Genomic DNA, 17,898 nt, shown 5'->3' with positions numbered 1-17,898 from the left:
AGTCGAGAAAGCTAAGACACGTCATCTTCTGTAATATTTGCATAAAAAATCCGAATTTAAGGAGGATTCTCATCTTCCCGCGGTTTATAAGGTTATTTGGATGTAAAAAGCCCACCGCAGCCTCAAGAGAGGATGCGGTGGGTTTTGATCATATATGTGGGATGCATGTTGGTTTGCAGGGTCTTATCTGCCTGGTATTGTGTGGTTTTGTAAAGCTAAACCCACATAAGGTTGGGGTGACTGTAAGCGGGACCCCCGCTCAAACCGGTTCATCAACCCAATCTTGAAGGACCGAAGCGCAATCCGGCGTCGCCGCAGCTACTTCTCCGCAGAACCAGTAGTCTTCGCAGAGCCGGGCTGAGCCTCCGAATTAGACTGGGGCTCAGAATCAGACTGGGACTTCAAACGAACCACCGGAATCATGCCCGTGGTCAGCTTCGTCTGAGCATTACGCTGAGCCTTCAACGCATTCATCTGCTCCTTACGGCTCGGCTCCTGCTGAACCGGCTGACCAGAACCAAATGCCTGACGAATACCCAATGCCCACAGCGGGAACAACAGAACCGTCAGCGCGCCACCAGCCACCAGCAGCGACGCCGTGGACTCCTCCAAAAGATCCGAACTGGTCGCAACCTCCGTCACCGCCACAATAATCGGCAGACCCGCAGCCGAATACAGAGCCAACTGCGCCTTCTGCGCACGCGTGGTCAGGCCCGAACGGGTATCGAAGAAATGCTCCGCCAAAAGAACCGGAACACCGCGGCACAGCAGAATGCCCACCACCACGGCAAGCAGACCCAGAGGATTCGCAAACACCGCAGACACGTCAATGCCCATACCGCTGACCACGAAGAACAACGGAATCATGAACGTAAAACCAACCACCTCAAGGCGGCGAGTCATCATATGCAGAGCCGCCGGAGGAGTCAGAGTACGCAGAATCAGACCCGCCGCAAACGCACCCAGCACCGCATCCAAATCAAAGAGCGCGGTGCACATAATCAGGGTCGCCAGCAGGAACATCGCAAGACGCAGAACCGTCTGGCCGGTCGTATTCGCCTCCGCAGCCATAATCTGGCGCAGACCCGGCACATGCGCAAACAAGCGGTGGGGAATCAGTGCCGTAATCACCGCAACCACCATGAACGCCAGCAGCACCACAAACGCCATGCCCGGCGAACGCGACGACAGCAGCAGCGAAATAGCGAAAATCGGCAGAAGCTCACCCACAGCGCCGTGCACCAGCACCGCATTACCCACCGGCGTACCGGCGGCGCCATGAGACTTCAACATCGGCAGCAGCGTACCCAGAGCCGTAGAACTCAGCGCCACACCCACCGCAACATACGTATTCAGCTCACGCGAGAACGACGTAATCACCGCCGCACCCGCCATACCCAAGGCAAAACACACAAACCACGTGGCAATAGCGCTATACCCCTGACGGCTACGCAGGGACGACACATTAATCTCAAAGCCCGCAATCAAAAAGAGCATGCCCAGACCAAGCTCCTTCAGCAGCGGGATACCGCCCTCACTGCTGGCAAGGTTGAACATATTTGGGCCAATGAGCAGACCAAAAATGAGCAGGAAGACCACATCCGGAATCTTCTTACCCGTCAGACGCGAAAGAATCGGGGACAGCAACGCAACCAGGGTAATCCAGAAAATGGACACAAACTGGCCGCTATCGTGGCTCGATCCTTCCGAGAGGGTCGTACCCGAGGCAAGAAGAGCACCGGAAGTTCCCCAATCCGTCAGAAAAAGAGGGGAGAAAGTCGAAAACATAAAACCTCAACGTGGTGTATGTGCAGGTGGGGCGCGTTTGAGACAGTAAACGGGGCAAAAACATGCGCCCGCTGGATTACCCCACCTTTAAGAACGTACCAATGGTACACACCTACCCCCACATAAACACACTTGAACAGCACTCACCAAGGGCGAAAGGCACCGGTCAACAGCCGGCAGAGAAGCGGCATGAGAGCAAAACCTCCGCGCCACCGCCGGACCAGACACAGCTTCCACCGTTACACTTAACACCTATGCCAGCGCATCCGGCACACACCACCGGAAGCGGCACACAGACTCTCAAACACGGCACTACAAGGAGCGAGGACATGGCAGCAGGGCGCACACAACCCATCCCCACCGTCAGCAGCGGGGCACGTGCCGCCTCCCTCGGAGGCACCCGACGCGACCTCGGGCTCGACCTCGCCCGCGCCTTCGCCGTGCTCAGCCTGCTCATCCCCTTCGGATACTGGCTACAGCTGATCCCGGTGTCCTGGAAATTCTGGATTCCGCAGACCCTCGTGCCGGCTGAACCGCTCTTCGCCGCAATTCTCGGCGTAGCCGCCTGGCGGTACGCACGCACCGCAAACTTCCCGCAGCTCTTCGCCGGAACCATCGTGCGATTCCTCGCACTACTACTGCTGGGCGTGGCGCTCATGCAGGGCATCACCTACCTGCCGCAAACCGGCGTGACCGTACCCGCTCAGGGCTTCTCCTACTCCCTGCCCTTCGACATGCTCGTGCACCTGGCACTACTCACCCTGCTGACCCTATTCGTCGTGCACCTGCCCCTCTGGGCAGTCGCAGCGCTTGCGGTGCTCACCAGCCCCTTTATCACCTGGACCTACACCCTGCTCATGGACGTAGCCGCCCAGGCTGATGCGTGGACCGCCGTGCAGCTGCCCTTCCTCGCAAGCCACGGCGTCAACCACGCCCAAAGCGCTCAGCTCATCTGGGTCATGTGCCTGGGCATCGTGCTCGTTCGTCTCTACGACAACCTGCAGGCAAAGCTCGCAATCCCCGTCGTACTCGCCGTACTGGCGCTCGCCGTGTACCGCACCTTCAACCCCTACACCGAGCTGGGCTTCCTCAACAGCCCGCAGGTACTACTGACCCTGAACCTGGCTGCAACCATCTACTTCTGGGCTGAATGCGCGCGCCTGCTCTCCGCGCAGGCGGGAATGCTCACCCCCGTTGCTCGCCTGGGCCAGATGTCGCTGAGCGCCTCCATTGTTCTGAGCGGAATCATCATCTACGCCGGCCCCACCATCAAAGCATTCACCGTCGGCGAGCACTACGTGGCAACCGGAGGCTGGGGCACCGCCGTGTACTGGAGCGCCTTCCTGCTGCTCGGCGCCGTCATCGCCCTGGGCTTCTGCACCCTCTGGTCGCGCATGGCGCGCTCCGTAGCCGGACGCGGCCCCCTGGAGGCGATTCTCGCCCTTATCTCCGGGCGCGGCTAAATACGGCCGTATAACGTACAAGCGACCCCTTACCTGCGTTTCTGCGCGGGGAAGGGGTCGCTTTTATACACTCAAGCTCTGCACCAAAAATACTGTGGCAGAAATACTGCGACAAAAATACTGTGGGTACGACAAAGCCCCGGTCCAGCGGACCGGGGCTAGTTGTCGGGATGACAGGATTTGAACCTGCGACCTCGTCGTCCCGAACGACGCGCGCTACCAAGCTGCGCCACATCCCGATGTTGACCTATCAGCGAATACCGTAGGCAACTCACCTAGGATAACCCAAAAAAATTCAGAACGCAACACAGCGGCACGCCACCGGATGTTGGGGCGGCTCAGAAGCGCCTAAGCGTCAGCCTCCTGAACCTGATTCAGCTCATCCCACGAGGCGTACATTGCCGCAAAACGACCGCCGGAGGCAATCAGCTGCTGCGGGGAGCCATCCTCCACCACGGAGCCCTCATGAATCACCAGCACGCGATCAGCGCCCAAAACCGTCGAGAGGCGATGCGCAATCACCAGCGCCGTACGCCCCGCCAACACGGTACGCAGCGCCGCCTGAACCGCACGCTCACTCGGAATATCCAGCGAAGCCGTCGCCTCATCCAGAATCAGCACCCGCGGATTAGCCAAGAACACGCGAGCAAAGGACACCAGCTGACGCTGACCCGCCGACAGGGTAATGCCGCCGCGACCCAGACGCGACTCGTAGCCGTCACGCAGACGCTCAATGAACGCGTCAGCGCCCACCGCCTTAGCGGCAGCCTTCACCTGCTCATCGGTCGCCTGCGGGTTACCCATGCGGATATTCTCCAGAATCGACGCGGAGAACAGGAACACCTCCTGGGTCAGCATGAGCACCTCACGGCGCAGCTGCACGTCCGCCAGCTGGCGAACATCCACACCGTCAATACGCACCTGACCGGACGAAACATCGTAAAAACGAGCCACCAGCTTAGCGATAGTCGACTTACCGGCACCCGTAGCACCGACCAGCGCAACGGTCGTACCCGGCTCAATGCGCAGGGTTGTCTCCTTCAGCGCGTGACGGTCCGACGTGTACCCAAAGACCGCCGAATCCAGCTCAACCAGCGCACCCTGAACCTTGCCGGATACGCCCTCAGCGGTACCGTCAGCAGACTCCACGGCGCGCTCATGCGGATGCTCCGGCTCAGCAACCTCCGGCTCCTCAGCCAAGAACGACGAGAGCTTCTCCAACGCGGACATCGCCGACTGGAACATGTTGTAGAACTCAGAGAGCTGCATGACCGGCTCAAACACACGGTTCGCGTAAATCACCAGTGCCAGCAGGGTACCGATCTGCATGGTGCCGCCCAGCACCGCGTAACCACCCAGTACCAGCGCACCGGCAATAAACACATTGCCCAAAAGCATCAGCACGGGCGAGTAGATGCCGAAAATCTTAATCGAATCCATCACCGCCAGGCGGTAACGCTCCGACGCCTGGGCGTACTCAGTGCGCATCTGCGCCTCCGCACCAAAAGCCTTCACCGCACGGATACCCGTAAAAGTCTCCACAAAGCGGCTCGTCAGATGTGCAGACTCGGTACGCATTGTGCGAAAAACCGGTACAGCCGTCTTCTGGAACCAGCGCGTCAAAAAGTAAATCGGCACGCCCATGACCAGCATGAACAGGCCAATACGCCAATCCAGCAGGAAAATAGCGACCGCAGAAATCACCATGGACAGCAGAGTAATCGCCAGCTGGCTAATGCCGCTGTCCAAGAAGCTACGGACCGTATCAATATCGCTGGTCAAACGCGAAATGACCTTGCCCGAAGTGTACCGCTCATGGAACGACACGCTCAGCGACTGCGCGTGACGGAACACCCGCTTACGCAGGTACACCACCACACCCAGCGACACACGCACCGTGTACGCCACGTTAACCCACGAGAAAATCGCGGTCACCGCCGTAGCCGCCACAAAAAACACCAGCAGGGTCAGCAGGACAGAAGCATCACCCTGCTTGAGCGGCTCAATCGAACTATCCAGGACGCGGGCAATCAGAATCGGCGCAATCGCCGAAGACCCCGACACCAAAAGCACCGAAATAATCGACAGCGCCAACGCCCCACGATGCGGGCGCAACATCTGACGCAGCAGAGCCATCGAGCGTTCACGGGTTTCCGCGCGCTCCTGCGGGGTCATCTGCTCCCGCGGCTCCGCCGGACGATGATGGGCCATTAGCCCTCCTCCATCGTCATCAGCTGGCGGTACTGCTCCGAAGAATCCATCAGCTCAGCGTGAGTACCCTCAGCCACCACGGCACCATCAACCATCAGCAGCACGCGGTCAGCCAGAGCCACCGTGGAGGGGCGATGCGCCGTCAGCAGGGTAGTGGCACCGCCCAGGCCCTCCAGACCCTCACGCAGGCCGGTAATAATGCGCTCCTCGGTGCTCACATCCAGCGCCGAGAACGGGTCATCCAGCAGTAGCACGGAGGGGCGCTTCGCTAGGGCACGCGCCAAGGACAGGCGCTGACGCTGACCACCGGACAGGTTCATGCCTTCCTCACCAATGACGGTATCCAGACCCTGCGGAAGCTCCGCCACGAAATCGCACGCAGCCAGCTGCAGCGCGGTCTGAAGGGTCGCCTCCAGCTCTTCCTGGCTCGGGTAGTCCTCATCCTCGGTGCCGCGCTCGTACTGCTCGGCAACGCCCATCAGCACATTCTCGCGGACCGTGCCGGAGAAGAGCACCGCCTCCTCAAAGACGAACGCGGTCTGGGCTCGGACCTCCTCAATAGACATGTCGGCGGTATCGCGGGTGCCAAAACGCAGGGAACCGGAGGTCGGCTCGTAGAAACGCGGAACCAGCGAGAGCACGGTGGACTTACCGCTACCGGTTGCACCGACCAGCGCCAGAATCTCGCCGGGGAAGACCTTGAAGTTCACGTCCTTCAGCACGGACACCTCGGGTGCCTTCACCTCAGAGTCTGCACCGGTAGCCTCTGCAGGAACAGCGGCAGGCGCCTCGGCAGCGTCGTAGCTGAACTGAACGTGATCGAAAGCGACAGATACTGCGCCACCGCTGGGGTACTGCATAGTTTCCTTCCCGGAGCCGCCCTCGGCGGACTCTCCAGCTACTGTTGACGAATCAGAAGCACTCTGCGGATGCTCGGGCCCAGACACAGCCCCGGAGCCACGGACCAGCGGCACCGCCTCAAAGCCAGGCTCGTCCATGACCTCGTTGTGGCGTTCGAGCGCCACCTTATAGCTCAAATAGGCAGACATCAGCGCGGTCGAGCGCGTCACGTGGCTGAGCACGGTCGTCTGCACCGCAAAGTAGGCGGTCATCGCGCCCAGGCTCAAGGTGCCCGCCGCAACCTGCGAAGCGCCCACAGCCAGAGCCACCGCCGTGGAGACACCCACAATCAGACCTTGATACAGGGCAACGCGAGCCACCAGCATCGACCTGCCGTACTCGCGTACCTGCAGGGCATCCACGGACTCGGAGTATTCCTGAATCTGCTCGGGGGAGCGGCCCAGCGCCTTAATCACGCGGATGCCGCGCACCGACTCCTCAATGCGGGTGGAGAGGTCGCCCGTCATCTGCTGAATCTCATGCGAGGCACGGTAGTACTTGCGGGTAAAGTTCACCAGCGACAGCACCAGAATCGGCACGGTCACCACGAACACCAGCGCCAGGGTCGGCGAAGAACGCAGCATGAAGAAGCCGCCGACCAGGAACATCACCACAATAGTCAGTAGCTGCACAATACCGAAGGACAACCAACGGCGAATCGTGCCCAAATCGCTCATGGAGCGGGTCAGCAACTGACCGGAGGGCCAACGGTCCAGCAGAGAAAGCGGGGCGCTGAGCAGGCGGTCAAAGAAGTTCATGCGCATGGACAGCTCAATCGTGGAGGTCGGGTCCACAATCAGCCAGCGCCTCCAATACATGAAGGAGGCGTGCGCAATACCCAGCAGAAGCACCAGGCCGCCGGCAATCCAGATGGCGCTTTCAGTGGTGCTCTGCGAGAGATGATCCACGATAATCTGCAGCATCTGCGGGATGGCAATCTCAAGGGCACCGGCGCCGAACGCCACGAGCAGACCCACACCCCAACGCACACGAATCGGACGCGCATAAGCCGCCAGGGTGCGCGGAGCACGCTGACCGTGCGCGTAGTCAATCGGGTCGGGGGTCGGCTCGCTCGCGGTCTCCAGGAAGGGGTTGCGGCGGCGCTTAGTCTCGTGTGCTGTAGAGGCCTCAGACATTAGCGGCGACCACCTGCCGAAGCGGCGGCGGTAGGCTGCTCCTTATCGCGAGCCGTAAGGGTCACCAGAATCGCCTCCGGCGGGCAGAACAGACGCACCGGAGCAAAACGAGAGGTACCCAAACCGGCAGAAACCTGCACCGGAACACCGGACTGCTCGCTCACACCCTTCGCACGCGAAGGCGGCAAATCGCAGTTACTGACCAGGGCGTGACCGCCGGGCAGGCAGACCTGACCGCCGTGCGTATGGCCGGCAAAAATAGCCTGTGCGCCATCCTGTACGAAACGGTACAGGGTACGCATGTAGGGGGCGTGCGCCACGCCAATACGAATGCTCGGCTCCTCATCCTCATCGAAGGCACCGGGGGCGAAACCGGGGTGCTCATCGTAGCGCAGGTGCGGGTCATCCACACCGGAGAACTCCAGACGCAGACCCTTGAGGTTCAGGGTGTCGTAGCGATTGATCAGGCCCGTCCAGCCGCGCGACTCGAACGCCTCGTGCATCCGCTCAATGGGCAGTGCTACGCGCGAGCCCTCCTCAATCATCTGCGGGGTGCGCGGCTGCCACAGGTAGCGTGCCGGGTTCTTGAAGACGGGTGCGAAATAGCAATTCGAGCCGGGCACAAACACACCGGGGAAGTCCATGAGCGGGTCGAGAGCCTCCAGCAGCGGACCCATACCGTCCACGTGGGAGAGGTTATCGCCCGTGTTCATCACCAGATCCGGCTCCAGGGCAGCCAGCGAGTGCATGAAGTCAATCTTCTTCTGCTGGCCCGGAATCATGTGCATATCCGAAATGTGCAGAATCCTGAAGTCGGGGCTACCGGCGGGCAGCACCGGTAGGGACTCGGTGCGGAGCTGAAAATTATTCAGCTCAATAAAGTGCCCATACGCCGCCGTGGCGGCCCCCAAGGCTGCAGTGGCGGCTACCGCCCCCGCAACCTTCTTCAGGAGCGGGGAGGAGCCGCGTGCGCCGGGGACCGCCACGGGGACGCGGGCGTTGACTGCGTTTTCACACATTATCAATCGCCTTTCAGGCTTCAGCTGATGAGCTGTGATTCTAGCTGTACGACAGAACCTTATCGCTGGGGGTGGTGAAGTCCTTCGTGTCGTACTTCGGGGCCATCGTCTTCATGAACGACTGCCACTGTGCACCCGCGTAGGTTGCACCATCGACGTACTCGAGGACTCGACCGTTAATGCCCACACCGTTCAGGGAGCGGAAGCCGAGGTTGTTCGAACCAACCCAAGACGCGGTGGACAGGCCACGAGTGTAGCCAACCTGCCAGGTCTGGGAGGAGTTATCGTTCGTACCGGTCTTCGCAGCCGAACCGTTCGGCAGGCCAATGCCACGCTGGGATGCGGAACCGCCAGGCTGGATAACGCCCTTCAGAACCCAGCTGACACCGTTTGCGATGTCCGGCTCAAGAACCTGCTCGCACTGGTTCTGGTATTCCTTGAGGGTCTCACCGTTGGTCTTGGTGATCTTATCGACCGGGCGGGGGGTGCAGTACTTACCCTCAGAAGCGAAGATAGCGTACATGGATGCGCTGGTCAGCGGGGAAATACCGTACTTGGTACCACCAATGTTGGTACCCAGGTCGGGGATGCTGTGCAACGGCTCGCCGGTGCCGTCCAGTGCGTGCATCTTGATGGACAGGTCGTGCACATCGCACAGGTCAATCTGGGAGAGCATGCCGTACAGATACGAGTTCAACGACTGGCGAATACCGTACGCAGCGGTACCGTAGGTCAGACCGCCGTTGACTGCGTTCTTGTAGGACCAGCCGTTCGCCTGACCGGTGTAGTAGTATTTGCCGCCGTCGTAGCACTTGGCGTTCCAGCCGAAGCTGGTGGGCCAGAACAGCTGGGTGCCGTTCACGGTGCCGTTTGCGCCGCGGCCGGTTCGGAGCCACTGAGCCAGAATAATCGGCTTGAAGGTCGAGCCAGGCTGGAAGCCGCTGGTACCGCCGTATGCGGCATCAACGTTGTAGTTGTACTCGGTCTTCGAGTGGTCGTTCGCGTCAGCAGGGGTGCCGAGCTCGGTGTTCTGAGCCATGGCGATGACGCGGCCGGTGCCGGGCTCAACACTGGTCAGTGCGGAGTTCACGTCGTTCCAGTTGGTTGCTGCCGGCTGGGTGGAGTCAACTGCCTGCTTTGCCGCGGTCTGAGCTTCGGGGTTCAGGGTGGTGACAACCTTCAGGCCGCCACGCTTAATCGCGGTGTTACGCAGCTCAGCGGTTGCGCCGAGGGACTCGTCCTGCAACAGGTAGTTGACCACGTAGCGGCAGAAGAACGCCTTGTCGCCCGCCAGGGAGCAGCCCTGGGACTTGGGGTGGACGTTGAGCTTAATGTCGCTGGCGATGGCGTCGCTGTATTCCTTGTCGGTAATCTTGCCGTCGCGGAGCATGGTGCCCAGAACGATGTCGCGGCGTTCACGGGCGAGTTCGGGGTTCACGGTCGGGTCGTACACGTTCGGTGCCTGCACCAGACCTGCAAGGAGCGCGGACTGAGCCACGTTCAGGTCCTTAGCGGAAATACCCCAGTAGTACTGTGCAGCAGCCTCAACACCGTAGTTCGAACCACCGAGGTTCACGATGTTCAGGTAGCCTTCAAGGATTTCGTCCTTGGACTTGTTCTGCTCCATAGAAATCGCAAGCTTCATCTCGCGAATCTTTGCGGCGTAGGTCTTGTTACCGTTCAGGGTTGCGGTAGCGCCCTCACCGCGAGCCACAGCGGCATCAACGATGAGGTTGTTGACGTACTGCTGGGTCAGGGTGGATGCACCCTGACGGCGGCCGCTACCGGAGTTAATGATGTTGTTCAGGAACGCACGACCAATACCGATAGCGGAGACCGCACCGTGCTTGTAGAAGTCGCGATCCTCCACCGAGACGATAGCATCCTTCATGTTCTGCGAAATCTGATCCAGCTTGACCGGGTCGCGGTTCTCTTCGAAGAAGGTCGCGATTTCGGTCTTGCCGTCAGCAGCGTAAATAGTAGAAGGACGGGAGGAGATGCCATCGGCAATGTCGTCAGGAAGGTCCTGGAACCATGACATCGACGCGTTCGCGACCATACCGGCACTCACTGCCGGGGGTACGACAATAATTGCCGCGAGGAAACCGGCAATCACGCTGAACGCGAGGAACTGCAAAAAATCTCCCGGGCGGCGACGCGCACGGGTTTTCTTAGATGAAGCCATTCATTCAGTTTATCCCATGAAACTGTGAGAAGAAGCCCGTCTCGGCACCCCACAGGGAGGTGAACTTCTCCGCCCTAAGAATAAAGCCTCAAAAGCCGCGGACATTGACCGAAACCATAGTGAATCCCTTTTACTTATTCGACCCTGAAAGCTAGGCTAGAGGGTATGAAGAAATGGGAATACGCAACTGTACCGCTGATGATCCACACGACCAAGGCTATCCTCGACAACTGGGGTGAAGACGGCTGGGAGCTCGTCACCGTGCTGCCCGGTGCTTCCGCACCTGCCGGTGCAACCCCCGCGTCGAACATGGTCGCTCCGACTCAGGGCAACCCTATCGCCTACTTTAAGCGCGAGAAGGCTGACTAAGAGCAGCGTACCCGGCGGTCACCTCGCTATCTCGGCTCTCCCTTTAACTAGGGGAGCGCGGGAATAGATGAGGAAGGCCGCCGGTTAGCCGTTTAACTGCTGCCTGAATATCAGTAGCGTTTAGATTTGCGGCATTTCCCCTATCACCGTTTGGGTGCCAGCACCCGCCATCCTTCTGGAGTAATCATGACTGAATCCCGTATTGAAGCACGTATCCGCGAACTCGGTTACGAACTGCCCGTAGCACCCGCCCCCGTTGCCGCCTACGTTCCCGCGGTGACCTCCGGCTCCTACGTGTACACCTCCGGCCAGCTGCCCTTCGTTGACGGCGCCCTGCCCGAAACCGGTAAGGTGTCCGACTCCGGCGCTGAAGGCTTCGTGACCCCCGAGGATGCGAAGAAGTACGCGGGTATCAGCCTGCTCAACGCCCTGGCAGCGGTCAAGTCCGTCATTGGCGACCTGGACCGCGTGCAGCGCGTCGTGAAGGTTGTTGGCTTCGTGGCATCCGAGGTGAACTTCACCGCTCAGCCCGCCGTCATTAACGGCGCATCCGAACTGCTCGGCGAAATCTTCGGCGAGGCAGGCCAGCACGCCCGCTCCGCCGTGGGTGTTCCCGTTCTTCCCCTCGATTCGCCCGTAGAGGTCGAGATTATCGTTGAGTATGTCTAATCTGTACACCGGCGCGCTGCCGCTGTCTGCTATTCGTGCTGCCCAGGCTCAACGGGCAGCACAAAGTGGCGCCCAAAAGACGGTGAACGGTATCGACGGTCACGGATCCGGCGAATCGCAGGATATCAAGACTCTGCCCCTGCCGGTGCAGGAACGCCGCTTCGGCACCCCCACCCCGGCTGAAGGCGTGGAACGCCCCCGCATGTTTACCGGCCGCCAGTCTGCGGCTAACCCGCGAACCTCCTGCATTCAGCGTCTCTACACGATTCCCGAGTTCATGCGCACCGCAGCCGAAAGTTGGCGTGAAGGCGGTAACGAAGGTGCGACCGGCTGTACGATGCGCCAGGCGGCATCCGTCATTTTTGTGCGCGACGGCGACAACGGCCTCGAAACGATTCTGACCTACCGCCCCGGCACCTCTCCGCTGGGCGTGGTCGCGTTCCCCGGTGGTACGGCTCTTCCCGGTGATGATGAGGCGGCCTCCTGGGTCGGCCCCGGCGCCGAATACTGGGAAGAACAGTTCCACTTCTCTGACGTAACTCAGGCACGCCGCAGCGTCATGGCTGCCATCCGTGAGTCCTTTGAAGAGACCGGCATCCTACTTGCCGGTGAGGACGACCAGGATGTGGTGGAGCGCTCTAGCACTCCCGAGCTCATGAGCTGGCGCGAAGCGGTTGCGGCGCAGGACAAGAGCTTCTCAGACTTCCTGACCTCCAGCGGTTTGAGCGTGCGCGCCGACCTGCTGCGCCCCGTGGCGCGTTGGCAATCCCCGGACTTCTTCCTCAAGCGTTACGACATTGCCTACTTCACCACGGCGCTACCCGTAGGCCAGGACCCGAAGCTGCTACTCGGTAAGGGCGTGTGGGGCGACTGGCTGAACGTGCGTGAACTGCTCGAAGCCAAGGACACCAGCGAACTCGGTGACCGTATCGGCCAGTCCAATACGGTGGGTCGTACCCTCGATCAGCTCATCACCCCCGGCGTGATGTGCATGCTCGAGTCGCTGGCGAAGGCACAGACCTCCGTGGCGTGGCTGTCCAAGCGCCGCAAGATTGAGGTGAAGAAGCCCGTGCTCGTGACCCACAACGGCGCGTGCATGCTCTCCTTCACCGAGGTGGTCCCTGCGACGACCGGATCCATGTACACCGGCGCGATGGGCGTGCTCTAACGGGTGTGCCGCATCCGCTCGCTCATGAGTGAAGCGTTAAAGAAATCAGGAGCCGTTTCCCCATGCAGAGGGAAACGGCTCCTGATCTTTTTAAGTCGTGCGTCTTTAGCGGGAACGCTGGCGCAGGCGGGGCAGGTCCAGAATGACCACCGCGCGTGCCTCCAGGCGGATCCAGCCACGAGAAACGAACTCGGCAAGAGCCTTGTTCACGGTCTCGCGGGATGCGCCAACCAGCTGTGCCAGCTCTTCCTGGGTCAGCTCGTGAGCAACGAGCACGCCGTCGGTTGCCGGGCGGCCGAAGCGGTCAGCTAGGTCCAGCAGCGCCTTGGCGAGGCGGCCGGGAACGTCGGAGAAGACCAGGTCAGCCAGTGCCTCGTTAGCGTGGCGCAGGCGGCGAGCCAGAGTCTTAATAACCTGATCGGAAATCGAAGGATCCAGCTGCTGTGCACGCTTGAAGGACTCGTGCTTGATGGCAGCCAAGCGGGTCTCAGAAACAGCCACAGCATTGGTCGAACGGGGCGAAGGATCGAAGAGAGCCATCTCGCCGAAAACGTCACCGGGACCCATAATCGCGACCATGTTCTCGCGGCCGTCAGCGGCGGTGCGGCCCAGCTTGACCTTACCGGAGAGCACAGCGAAGAGCTGGTCATCCTGGTCACCCTCGTAGAAGAGGACAGCGTTGCGGGAGAGGTCAATCTCCTGAATGTCATCGGTCAGCAGAGCGAAAGCTGCATCGTCGAGGTTAGCAAAGAGAGGGGTACGACGGAGGATCTCGAGATCCATAAAGTTCTCCTAGATATGAGGTGATGAGCCGAAGCTCGTAAATGTTCAGTGAGTGAGCCCGAACCGGTGTCATGCGTCTCAACATCTGAAATGTGAGAAGGCTCAAGCTAGTGTGACATATTCAACTGATATGAGCGTACCCTAAAAAAGCGCTTTATGCATTCCGATATAGGGCGCTTTACAGCAAAAGTTATTTCTTTCGAGAAAATTCAAAGCTTACCCACAGGTTCAGCACCTAATATCAAGCATCCAGGTGTGTACTTTTTCGGTACCAAGCACGCTGACACCCTCATGACAAACCCTCATGACAAGGAGGCGCACCGCCTCCACACGCGGTACGATGCGACGAGGCAGAACCCGGTCTCAACAACCCCGGAACCGCCCGTCACGCCCGCCGCAGGGTACAGCGTGCCACCACACTCACCGGGCACAGCCCGCACCAACCACAATGCGCACACCGTGACCACTTCTACCCACCAAGGAGGCAATTAGTCGTGACGACCGGCATCAACCTGCTTGATATTGCTATCCCCATCATTCTGCTGCTCTACTTCCTCGCCGGAGTCCGCAGCGGATTCTTCACCACCCTCGGAACCTTCCTCGGCCTGGGCCTGGGCGTCTGCGCTGCAGCCTGGCTCGTGCCCCTCGCCGTCGCCTCCGTGGGATCCCAGTGGAGCCTCATTACCGCCGTCGGTGTGCTCATCATCTGCCTGACCATCGGACAGTGGCTCGGCCTCGTCGCCGGACGCACCATCCGCCGCGTCACCGACATTACCCCGCTCAAGGGCATTGAACGCTTCTTCGGCGGAGTGCTGAACCTCGCCGCCTGCGCCCTGGTCATGGTCGTGCTGACCATCTCCATGCGCACCGTGCCCATCCCGCAGCTCAACACCGTGCTCAGCGAATCCAAGACCCTCTCCTGGATGGTCGCCTCCACCCCCGAGGTCGTCAAGGACCGCATCAACACGGTACGCAACGACGTGCTCGCCTTCGGAACCATTCCCGAAGTCAGCCAGCTCATCGCCCCCGAAACCAGCGCCCCCACCCAGACCGTAGAATCCGCGGCACTGGACCGGGCGGCAGCCTCCGTGGTTGAGATTCTGGGAGCCGCAGAGCAGTGCGGCTACACCTCCACCGGCTCCGGCTTCGTCGCCGATAACGGCCTGGTCGTCACCAACGCCCACGTGGTCGCCGGCGTGACCTCCCCGGTCGTACAGGACTCCCGAGGCCGCACCTGGCCCGGCACCGTCGTCTACATGGACAGCGAACAGGACATCGCCTTCATCAGCGTCCCCAAGCTGCCGCTTGAACCGCTGAACATCGGCACCAACGCCGCCGCAGGTAGCCTCGTAACCTTCATGGGCTACCCCAAGGGCGGCCCGTTCAAGGCACTGCCCGCCACCGTGCAGGGCATCGGCAACACCCAGACCATCGACGCCGACACCGGCCGCGCCAACGCCATGCGCCAGGTCTACCAGCTGGCAGCCGACGTGCAGCACGGCAACTCCGGCGGCCCCGTCCTCGACGAAAACGGCAACGTGGTCGGCGTGATCTTCGGCAAGGCAACCAGCGGCCAGACCGGCTACGCCATCACCGCAAGCACCCTCAAGCAGGCACTGGCTGAAGGTGGCGACAACACCGCCGCTGTCTCCACCGGATCCTGCCGCAAGTAACTAGCCGCTAGACAGCGATAAAAGTTCAGGCTCCCGCCCTCAAGTAAGGGACGGGAGCCTGAACTGTTTAACAAGGGGGGGGATAGGCGGGGCTATTCCGCCCAGATGCTGTGCTGCTACTCAGCGAGGTGCTGCGCTGGGTTATTCCGCCAAATGCTGGGCGAGGAAATCAACCGCCATAACGTAGCCGTATGCGCCCGCACCGGCAATCACCGCAGTAGCCTGCGGCGACACAAACGAATGATGACGGAACTCCTCACGACGATGCACATTCGACAGATGCACCTCAACCACCGGAAGCTCAGCCGCCTCCAGCGCATCATGTAGCGCCACCGACGTGTGCGTATACGCCGCCGGGTTGATAATAATCGCCGCACTACGGGTACGAGCACGCTGAATCTCATCCACCAGCGCACCCTCATGATTCGACTGCATAAACTCAACATCAAAACCATGAGCCGCCGCGCGCTCACGCACCATACGCTCAATATCGTGCAGAGTGGTGTAGCCGTACACCTCGGGGCGGCGCTGCCCAAGCAGGTTCAAATTCGGTCCATTAAGCACAAAAATCGTATCTGACATAAAACCAGTGTGGCACAGCGAGCGACCGCACAGCAGGAGCCGACGCGAACTGCCCAGAAAATGACGGGGAGGGGCGAGAAACGCCACGAGCTAAGTACGGTGAACCTCGCTACCGCACACACCCAAAGCCCGGTAACCTCGCGCTATGACCGAGAACGCCATCCGCACCGAAGTAGACGCACAGAACACCGCGGCAGAGAATGCCGAATCGCTCCTGCAGATTCGCTTCGTCCCCGAATTCAAGGCAGCCGCAGCAGCCCGCCGCCTCAAGGCACGCGCACCCGAAAGCCACCTCGCCACCGTGCGCCGCGCCCGCAAGATTAACCGCATCCTCGGTGAAACCTACCCCTACGCCGTCGCAGAGCTCGACTTCGACAACCCCTTCGAGCTGCTCATCGCCACCGTGCTCTCGGCACAAACCACCGACGTGCGCGTCAACTCCGTCACCGGTGCACTCTTCGCACGCTACCCGGACGCCGCCGCGCTCGCCTCCGCACGTACCGAAGAGGTCGAACCCTACATTCAGTCCCTCGGCTTCTACCGCGCCAAGGCACGCTCCATCGTCACCCTCTCCCAGCAGCTCGTCGAACGCCACAACGGGCAGGTCCCCTTAACCCTCGAAGAGCTCGTAGAACTCGCCGGAGTCGGCCGCAAAACCGCAAACGTGGTGCTCGGAAACGCCTTCGACGTGCCCGGACTGACCGTAGACACCCACTTCGGCCGCCTCGCCCGCCGCATGGGATTCACCACCGCAGACGCCCCCGAGACGGTCGAAAAAGACGTCGCCGAACTCATCGAACGCAAAGACTGGACGCTCTTCTCACACCGCATGGTCTACCACGGCCGCCGCATCTGCCACGCCAAAAAGCCCGCCTGCGGCGTATGCCCCGTCGCCGACCTCTGCCCGTCCTATGGCGCCGGGGAGACGAACGAACAAGCAGCACGTAAACTCATGAAATACGAAATGGCACCCGGCCGAGAAGACTTGCACCTGCGATTCCTGCAGGGCGCAACCCGCCGCGAACTCATGGCAGAAGGCTACCCGCTCAGCGCCTAATGGCACCTGAACCGGAATGCATCCGCGCAGAAGAGAGGTACACAGATGAGCGCACCCGAGCAATCGGTACAATCCGAACCGGCGCAACCCGAACAGGTGCAATCCGAACAGGTGCAACCCGAACCGGCGGGGCAGGATGCACAGCACCCCGCCCAGCAGGCGTTGACGGCTCTCGCAGAAGGCGGCGTGGAATTCGATGTCCAAGCCCTGTTGCGCAGCGCACCCGCCAGCCCCCTGAGCAAAGAAGCCGCCGTACTGATTCTCTTCGGCGTGCTCGATGACTCGCCCTCCACCGGCGAATTTGACGGCTGCCCCGACAACGTCAGCGCCGACCTGGACGTGCTCCTGCTCGTGCGTGCCACAACCCTGCGCTCACACGCCGGTCAGCCCGCCTTCCCCGGCGGCAAAATCGACCCCGAAGACTACGCGCTCGCCGAAACCACCGGCGAACCCGTCGCCCACATAGCCGCCCTGCGCGAGGCGGTCGAAGAAACCGGGCTCGACCCCGCCGGTGTGCAGGTCCTCGGCCAGCTGCGCACCCTGCCGCTGCCCATCAGCAACTTCATGGTCACCCCCGTTATCGGCTGGTGGAACAGCCCCGTGCCCGTCGAGGTCGTCGACCACAATGAGTCCGCGCTCATCGCCCGCGTGCCCGTGCGCGACCTGCTCAACCCCGCCAACCGGCACACCGCCTACGTCAAGCGCGGCCGCACCTCACACCGCACCCCCGCCTTCGAGGTGCGCATGCCCGGCGGCGAAGAATTCACCGTCTGGGGGTTCACCGCGATTCTGCTCGACCGAATCTTTGACTCGCTCGGCTGGACCGTGCCCTGGGACAAGAAAAAGATGCGCCCGGCACCCGGCTACGAAGAATAAAGACTCTCGCGGAATAAGT

At 61.0% G+C, this 17,898-nt stretch carries 14 protein-coding genes and 1 tRNA gene; 7 read left to right on the top strand and 8 right to left on the bottom strand.

The window, feature by feature from the left end; genetic code table 11:
• Positions 1 to 318 precede the first annotated feature (318 nt).
• Complete coding sequence (locus HMPREF2682_RS05185) at positions 319 to 1,788, bottom strand: cation:proton antiporter (RefSeq protein ID WP_070831987.1); 1,470 nt, start codon at positions 1,786 to 1,788, stop codon at positions 319 to 321.
• 329 nt (positions 1,789 to 2,117) lie between these two features.
• On the opposite strand from HMPREF2682_RS05185, the gene HMPREF2682_RS05180 reads away from it, so the two are divergent.
• A complete protein-coding gene (locus HMPREF2682_RS05180; protein ID WP_070831984.1) occupies positions 2,118 to 3,251 on the top strand; it encodes a hypothetical protein in 1,134 nt (377 codons plus the stop codon).
• 165 nt (positions 3,252 to 3,416) lie between these two features.
• On the opposite strand, the gene HMPREF2682_RS05175 is transcribed toward HMPREF2682_RS05180, so the two are convergent.
• The 5 genes from HMPREF2682_RS05175 to HMPREF2682_RS05155 all read right to left on the bottom strand — a co-directional run bounded on the left by HMPREF2682_RS05175 (position 3,417) and on the right by HMPREF2682_RS05155 (position 10,702).
• Positions 3,417 to 3,490 (bottom strand) — tRNA-Pro (locus HMPREF2682_RS05175).
• A gap of 109 nt (positions 3,491 to 3,599) precedes the next feature.
• Positions 3,600 to 5,462 carry an ABC transporter ATP-binding protein gene (locus HMPREF2682_RS05170; RefSeq protein WP_070831981.1) on the bottom strand — a complete coding sequence of 621 codons (1,863 nt, stop codon included), beginning with the start codon at positions 5,460 to 5,462 and terminating at the stop codon, positions 3,600 to 3,602.
• Positions 5,462 to 7,498, bottom strand: coding sequence for an ABC transporter ATP-binding protein (locus HMPREF2682_RS05165; protein ID WP_070831978.1), 2,037 nt, complete (start codon positions 7,496 to 7,498; stop codon positions 5,462 to 5,464). Before HMPREF2682_RS05165 ends, HMPREF2682_RS05170 begins: the two co-directional genes overlap by 1 nt.
• On the bottom strand, positions 7,498 to 8,517 hold the full coding sequence (locus HMPREF2682_RS05160; protein WP_070831975.1) for a metallophosphoesterase: 1,020 nt from the start codon (positions 8,515 to 8,517) through the stop codon (positions 7,498 to 7,500). The genes HMPREF2682_RS05165 and HMPREF2682_RS05160 overlap by 1 nt, the downstream gene beginning before the upstream one ends.
• A gap of 40 nt (positions 8,518 to 8,557) precedes the next feature.
• On the bottom strand, positions 8,558 to 10,702 hold the full coding sequence (locus HMPREF2682_RS05155; protein WP_070831972.1) for a transglycosylase domain-containing protein: 2,145 nt from the start codon (positions 10,700 to 10,702) through the stop codon (positions 8,558 to 8,560).
• 165 nt (positions 10,703 to 10,867) lie between these two features.
• Here HMPREF2682_RS05155 and HMPREF2682_RS05150 point away from each other — a divergent pair, with 165 nt between their 5' ends.
• The 3 genes from HMPREF2682_RS05150 to HMPREF2682_RS05140 all read left to right on the top strand — a co-directional run bounded on the left by HMPREF2682_RS05150 (position 10,868) and on the right by HMPREF2682_RS05140 (position 12,908).
• Positions 10,868 to 11,071, top strand: coding sequence for a DUF4177 domain-containing protein (locus HMPREF2682_RS05150; RefSeq protein WP_005504647.1), 204 nt, complete (start codon positions 10,868 to 10,870; stop codon positions 11,069 to 11,071).
• Positions 11,072 to 11,257: 186 nt separating this feature from the next.
• The gene (locus HMPREF2682_RS05145) at positions 11,258 to 11,740 is read left to right on the top strand and encodes a RidA family protein (RefSeq protein ID WP_070831969.1); all 483 of its coding nucleotides are present in this window, start codon (positions 11,258 to 11,260) and stop codon (positions 11,738 to 11,740) included.
• Complete coding sequence (locus HMPREF2682_RS05140; protein WP_070831966.1) at positions 11,733 to 12,908, top strand: NUDIX hydrolase; 1,176 nt, start codon at positions 11,733 to 11,735, stop codon at positions 12,906 to 12,908. Before HMPREF2682_RS05145 ends, HMPREF2682_RS05140 begins: the two co-directional genes overlap by 8 nt.
• Positions 12,909 to 13,013: 105 nt before the next feature.
• Here HMPREF2682_RS05140 and HMPREF2682_RS05135 read toward each other — a convergent pair whose 3' ends face one another.
• Positions 13,014 to 13,691: a Crp/Fnr family transcriptional regulator gene (locus HMPREF2682_RS05135; protein ID WP_005504653.1), complete on the bottom strand. Its 678-nt coding sequence runs from the start codon at positions 13,689 to 13,691 to the stop codon at positions 13,014 to 13,016.
• A gap of 494 nt (positions 13,692 to 14,185) precedes the next feature.
• Here HMPREF2682_RS05135 and HMPREF2682_RS05130 point away from each other — a divergent pair, with 494 nt between their 5' ends.
• Positions 14,186 to 15,364: a MarP family serine protease gene (locus HMPREF2682_RS05130; RefSeq protein WP_070819335.1), complete on the top strand. Its 1,179-nt coding sequence runs from the start codon at positions 14,186 to 14,188 to the stop codon at positions 15,362 to 15,364.
• Between the two features lie 141 nt (positions 15,365 to 15,505).
• On the opposite strand, the gene aroQ is transcribed toward HMPREF2682_RS05130, so the two are convergent.
• Positions 15,506 to 15,946, bottom strand: coding sequence for a type II 3-dehydroquinate dehydratase (aroQ, locus tag HMPREF2682_RS05125; RefSeq protein WP_070819336.1), 441 nt, complete (start codon positions 15,944 to 15,946; stop codon positions 15,506 to 15,508).
• Between the two features lie 145 nt (positions 15,947 to 16,091).
• Here aroQ and nth point away from each other — a divergent pair, with 145 nt between their 5' ends.
• Together nth and HMPREF2682_RS05115 are read left to right on the top strand one after the other, a co-directional pair.
• On the top strand, positions 16,092 to 17,003 hold the full coding sequence (nth, locus tag HMPREF2682_RS05120) for an endonuclease III (RefSeq protein ID WP_070831963.1): 912 nt from the start codon (positions 16,092 to 16,094) through the stop codon (positions 17,001 to 17,003).
• 45 nt (positions 17,004 to 17,048) lie between these two features.
• A complete protein-coding gene (locus HMPREF2682_RS05115) occupies positions 17,049 to 17,879 on the top strand; it encodes an NUDIX hydrolase (RefSeq protein ID WP_070831960.1) in 831 nt (276 codons plus the stop codon).
• The last annotated feature ends 19 nt before the right edge of the window (positions 17,880 to 17,898 follow it).

Source organism: Rothia sp. HMSC061D12 (genome assembly GCF_001836735.1).
In the GTDB taxonomy this organism is placed as follows: Bacteria; Actinomycetota; Actinomycetes; order Actinomycetales; family Micrococcaceae; genus Rothia.
Note: the sequence above shows the minus strand (reverse complement) of the source record. Positions and strands in the feature narration are given on the sequence as shown.

Excerpts from the sequence above, each read along its gene's own strand:
- HMPREF2682_RS05185 (WP_070831987.1), bottom strand. The coding sequence starts at position 1,788 with ATGTTTTCGACTTTCTCCCCTCTTTTTCTGACGGATTGGGGAACTTCC.
- HMPREF2682_RS05180 (WP_070831984.1), top strand. The coding sequence starts at position 2,118 with ATGGCAGCAGGGCGCACACAACCCATCCCCACCGTCAGCAGCGGGGCA.
- HMPREF2682_RS05170 (WP_070831981.1), bottom strand. The coding sequence starts at position 5,462 with ATGGCCCATCATCGTCCGGCGGAGCCGCGGGAGCAGATGACCCCGCAG.
- HMPREF2682_RS05165 (WP_070831978.1), bottom strand. The coding sequence starts at position 7,498 with ATGTCTGAGGCCTCTACAGCACACGAGACTAAGCGCCGCCGCAACCCC.
- HMPREF2682_RS05160 (WP_070831975.1), bottom strand. The coding sequence starts at position 8,517 with ATGTGTGAAAACGCAGTCAACGCCCGCGTCCCCGTGGCGGTCCCCGGC.
- HMPREF2682_RS05155 (WP_070831972.1), bottom strand. The coding sequence starts at position 10,702 with ATGGCTTCATCTAAGAAAACCCGTGCGCGTCGCCGCCCGGGAGATTTT.
- HMPREF2682_RS05150 (WP_005504647.1), top strand. The coding sequence starts at position 10,868 with ATGAAGAAATGGGAATACGCAACTGTACCGCTGATGATCCACACGACC.
- HMPREF2682_RS05145 (WP_070831969.1), top strand. The coding sequence starts at position 11,258 with ATGACTGAATCCCGTATTGAAGCACGTATCCGCGAACTCGGTTACGAA.
- HMPREF2682_RS05140 (WP_070831966.1), top strand. The coding sequence starts at position 11,733 with ATGTCTAATCTGTACACCGGCGCGCTGCCGCTGTCTGCTATTCGTGCT.
- HMPREF2682_RS05135 (WP_005504653.1), bottom strand. The coding sequence starts at position 13,691 with ATGGATCTCGAGATCCTCCGTCGTACCCCTCTCTTTGCTAACCTCGAC.
- aroQ (WP_070819336.1), bottom strand. The coding sequence starts at position 15,946 with ATGTCAGATACGATTTTTGTGCTTAATGGACCGAATTTGAACCTGCTT.
- nth (WP_070831963.1), top strand. The coding sequence starts at position 16,092 with ATGACCGAGAACGCCATCCGCACCGAAGTAGACGCACAGAACACCGCG.
- HMPREF2682_RS05115 (WP_070831960.1), top strand. The coding sequence starts at position 17,049 with ATGAGCGCACCCGAGCAATCGGTACAATCCGAACCGGCGCAACCCGAA.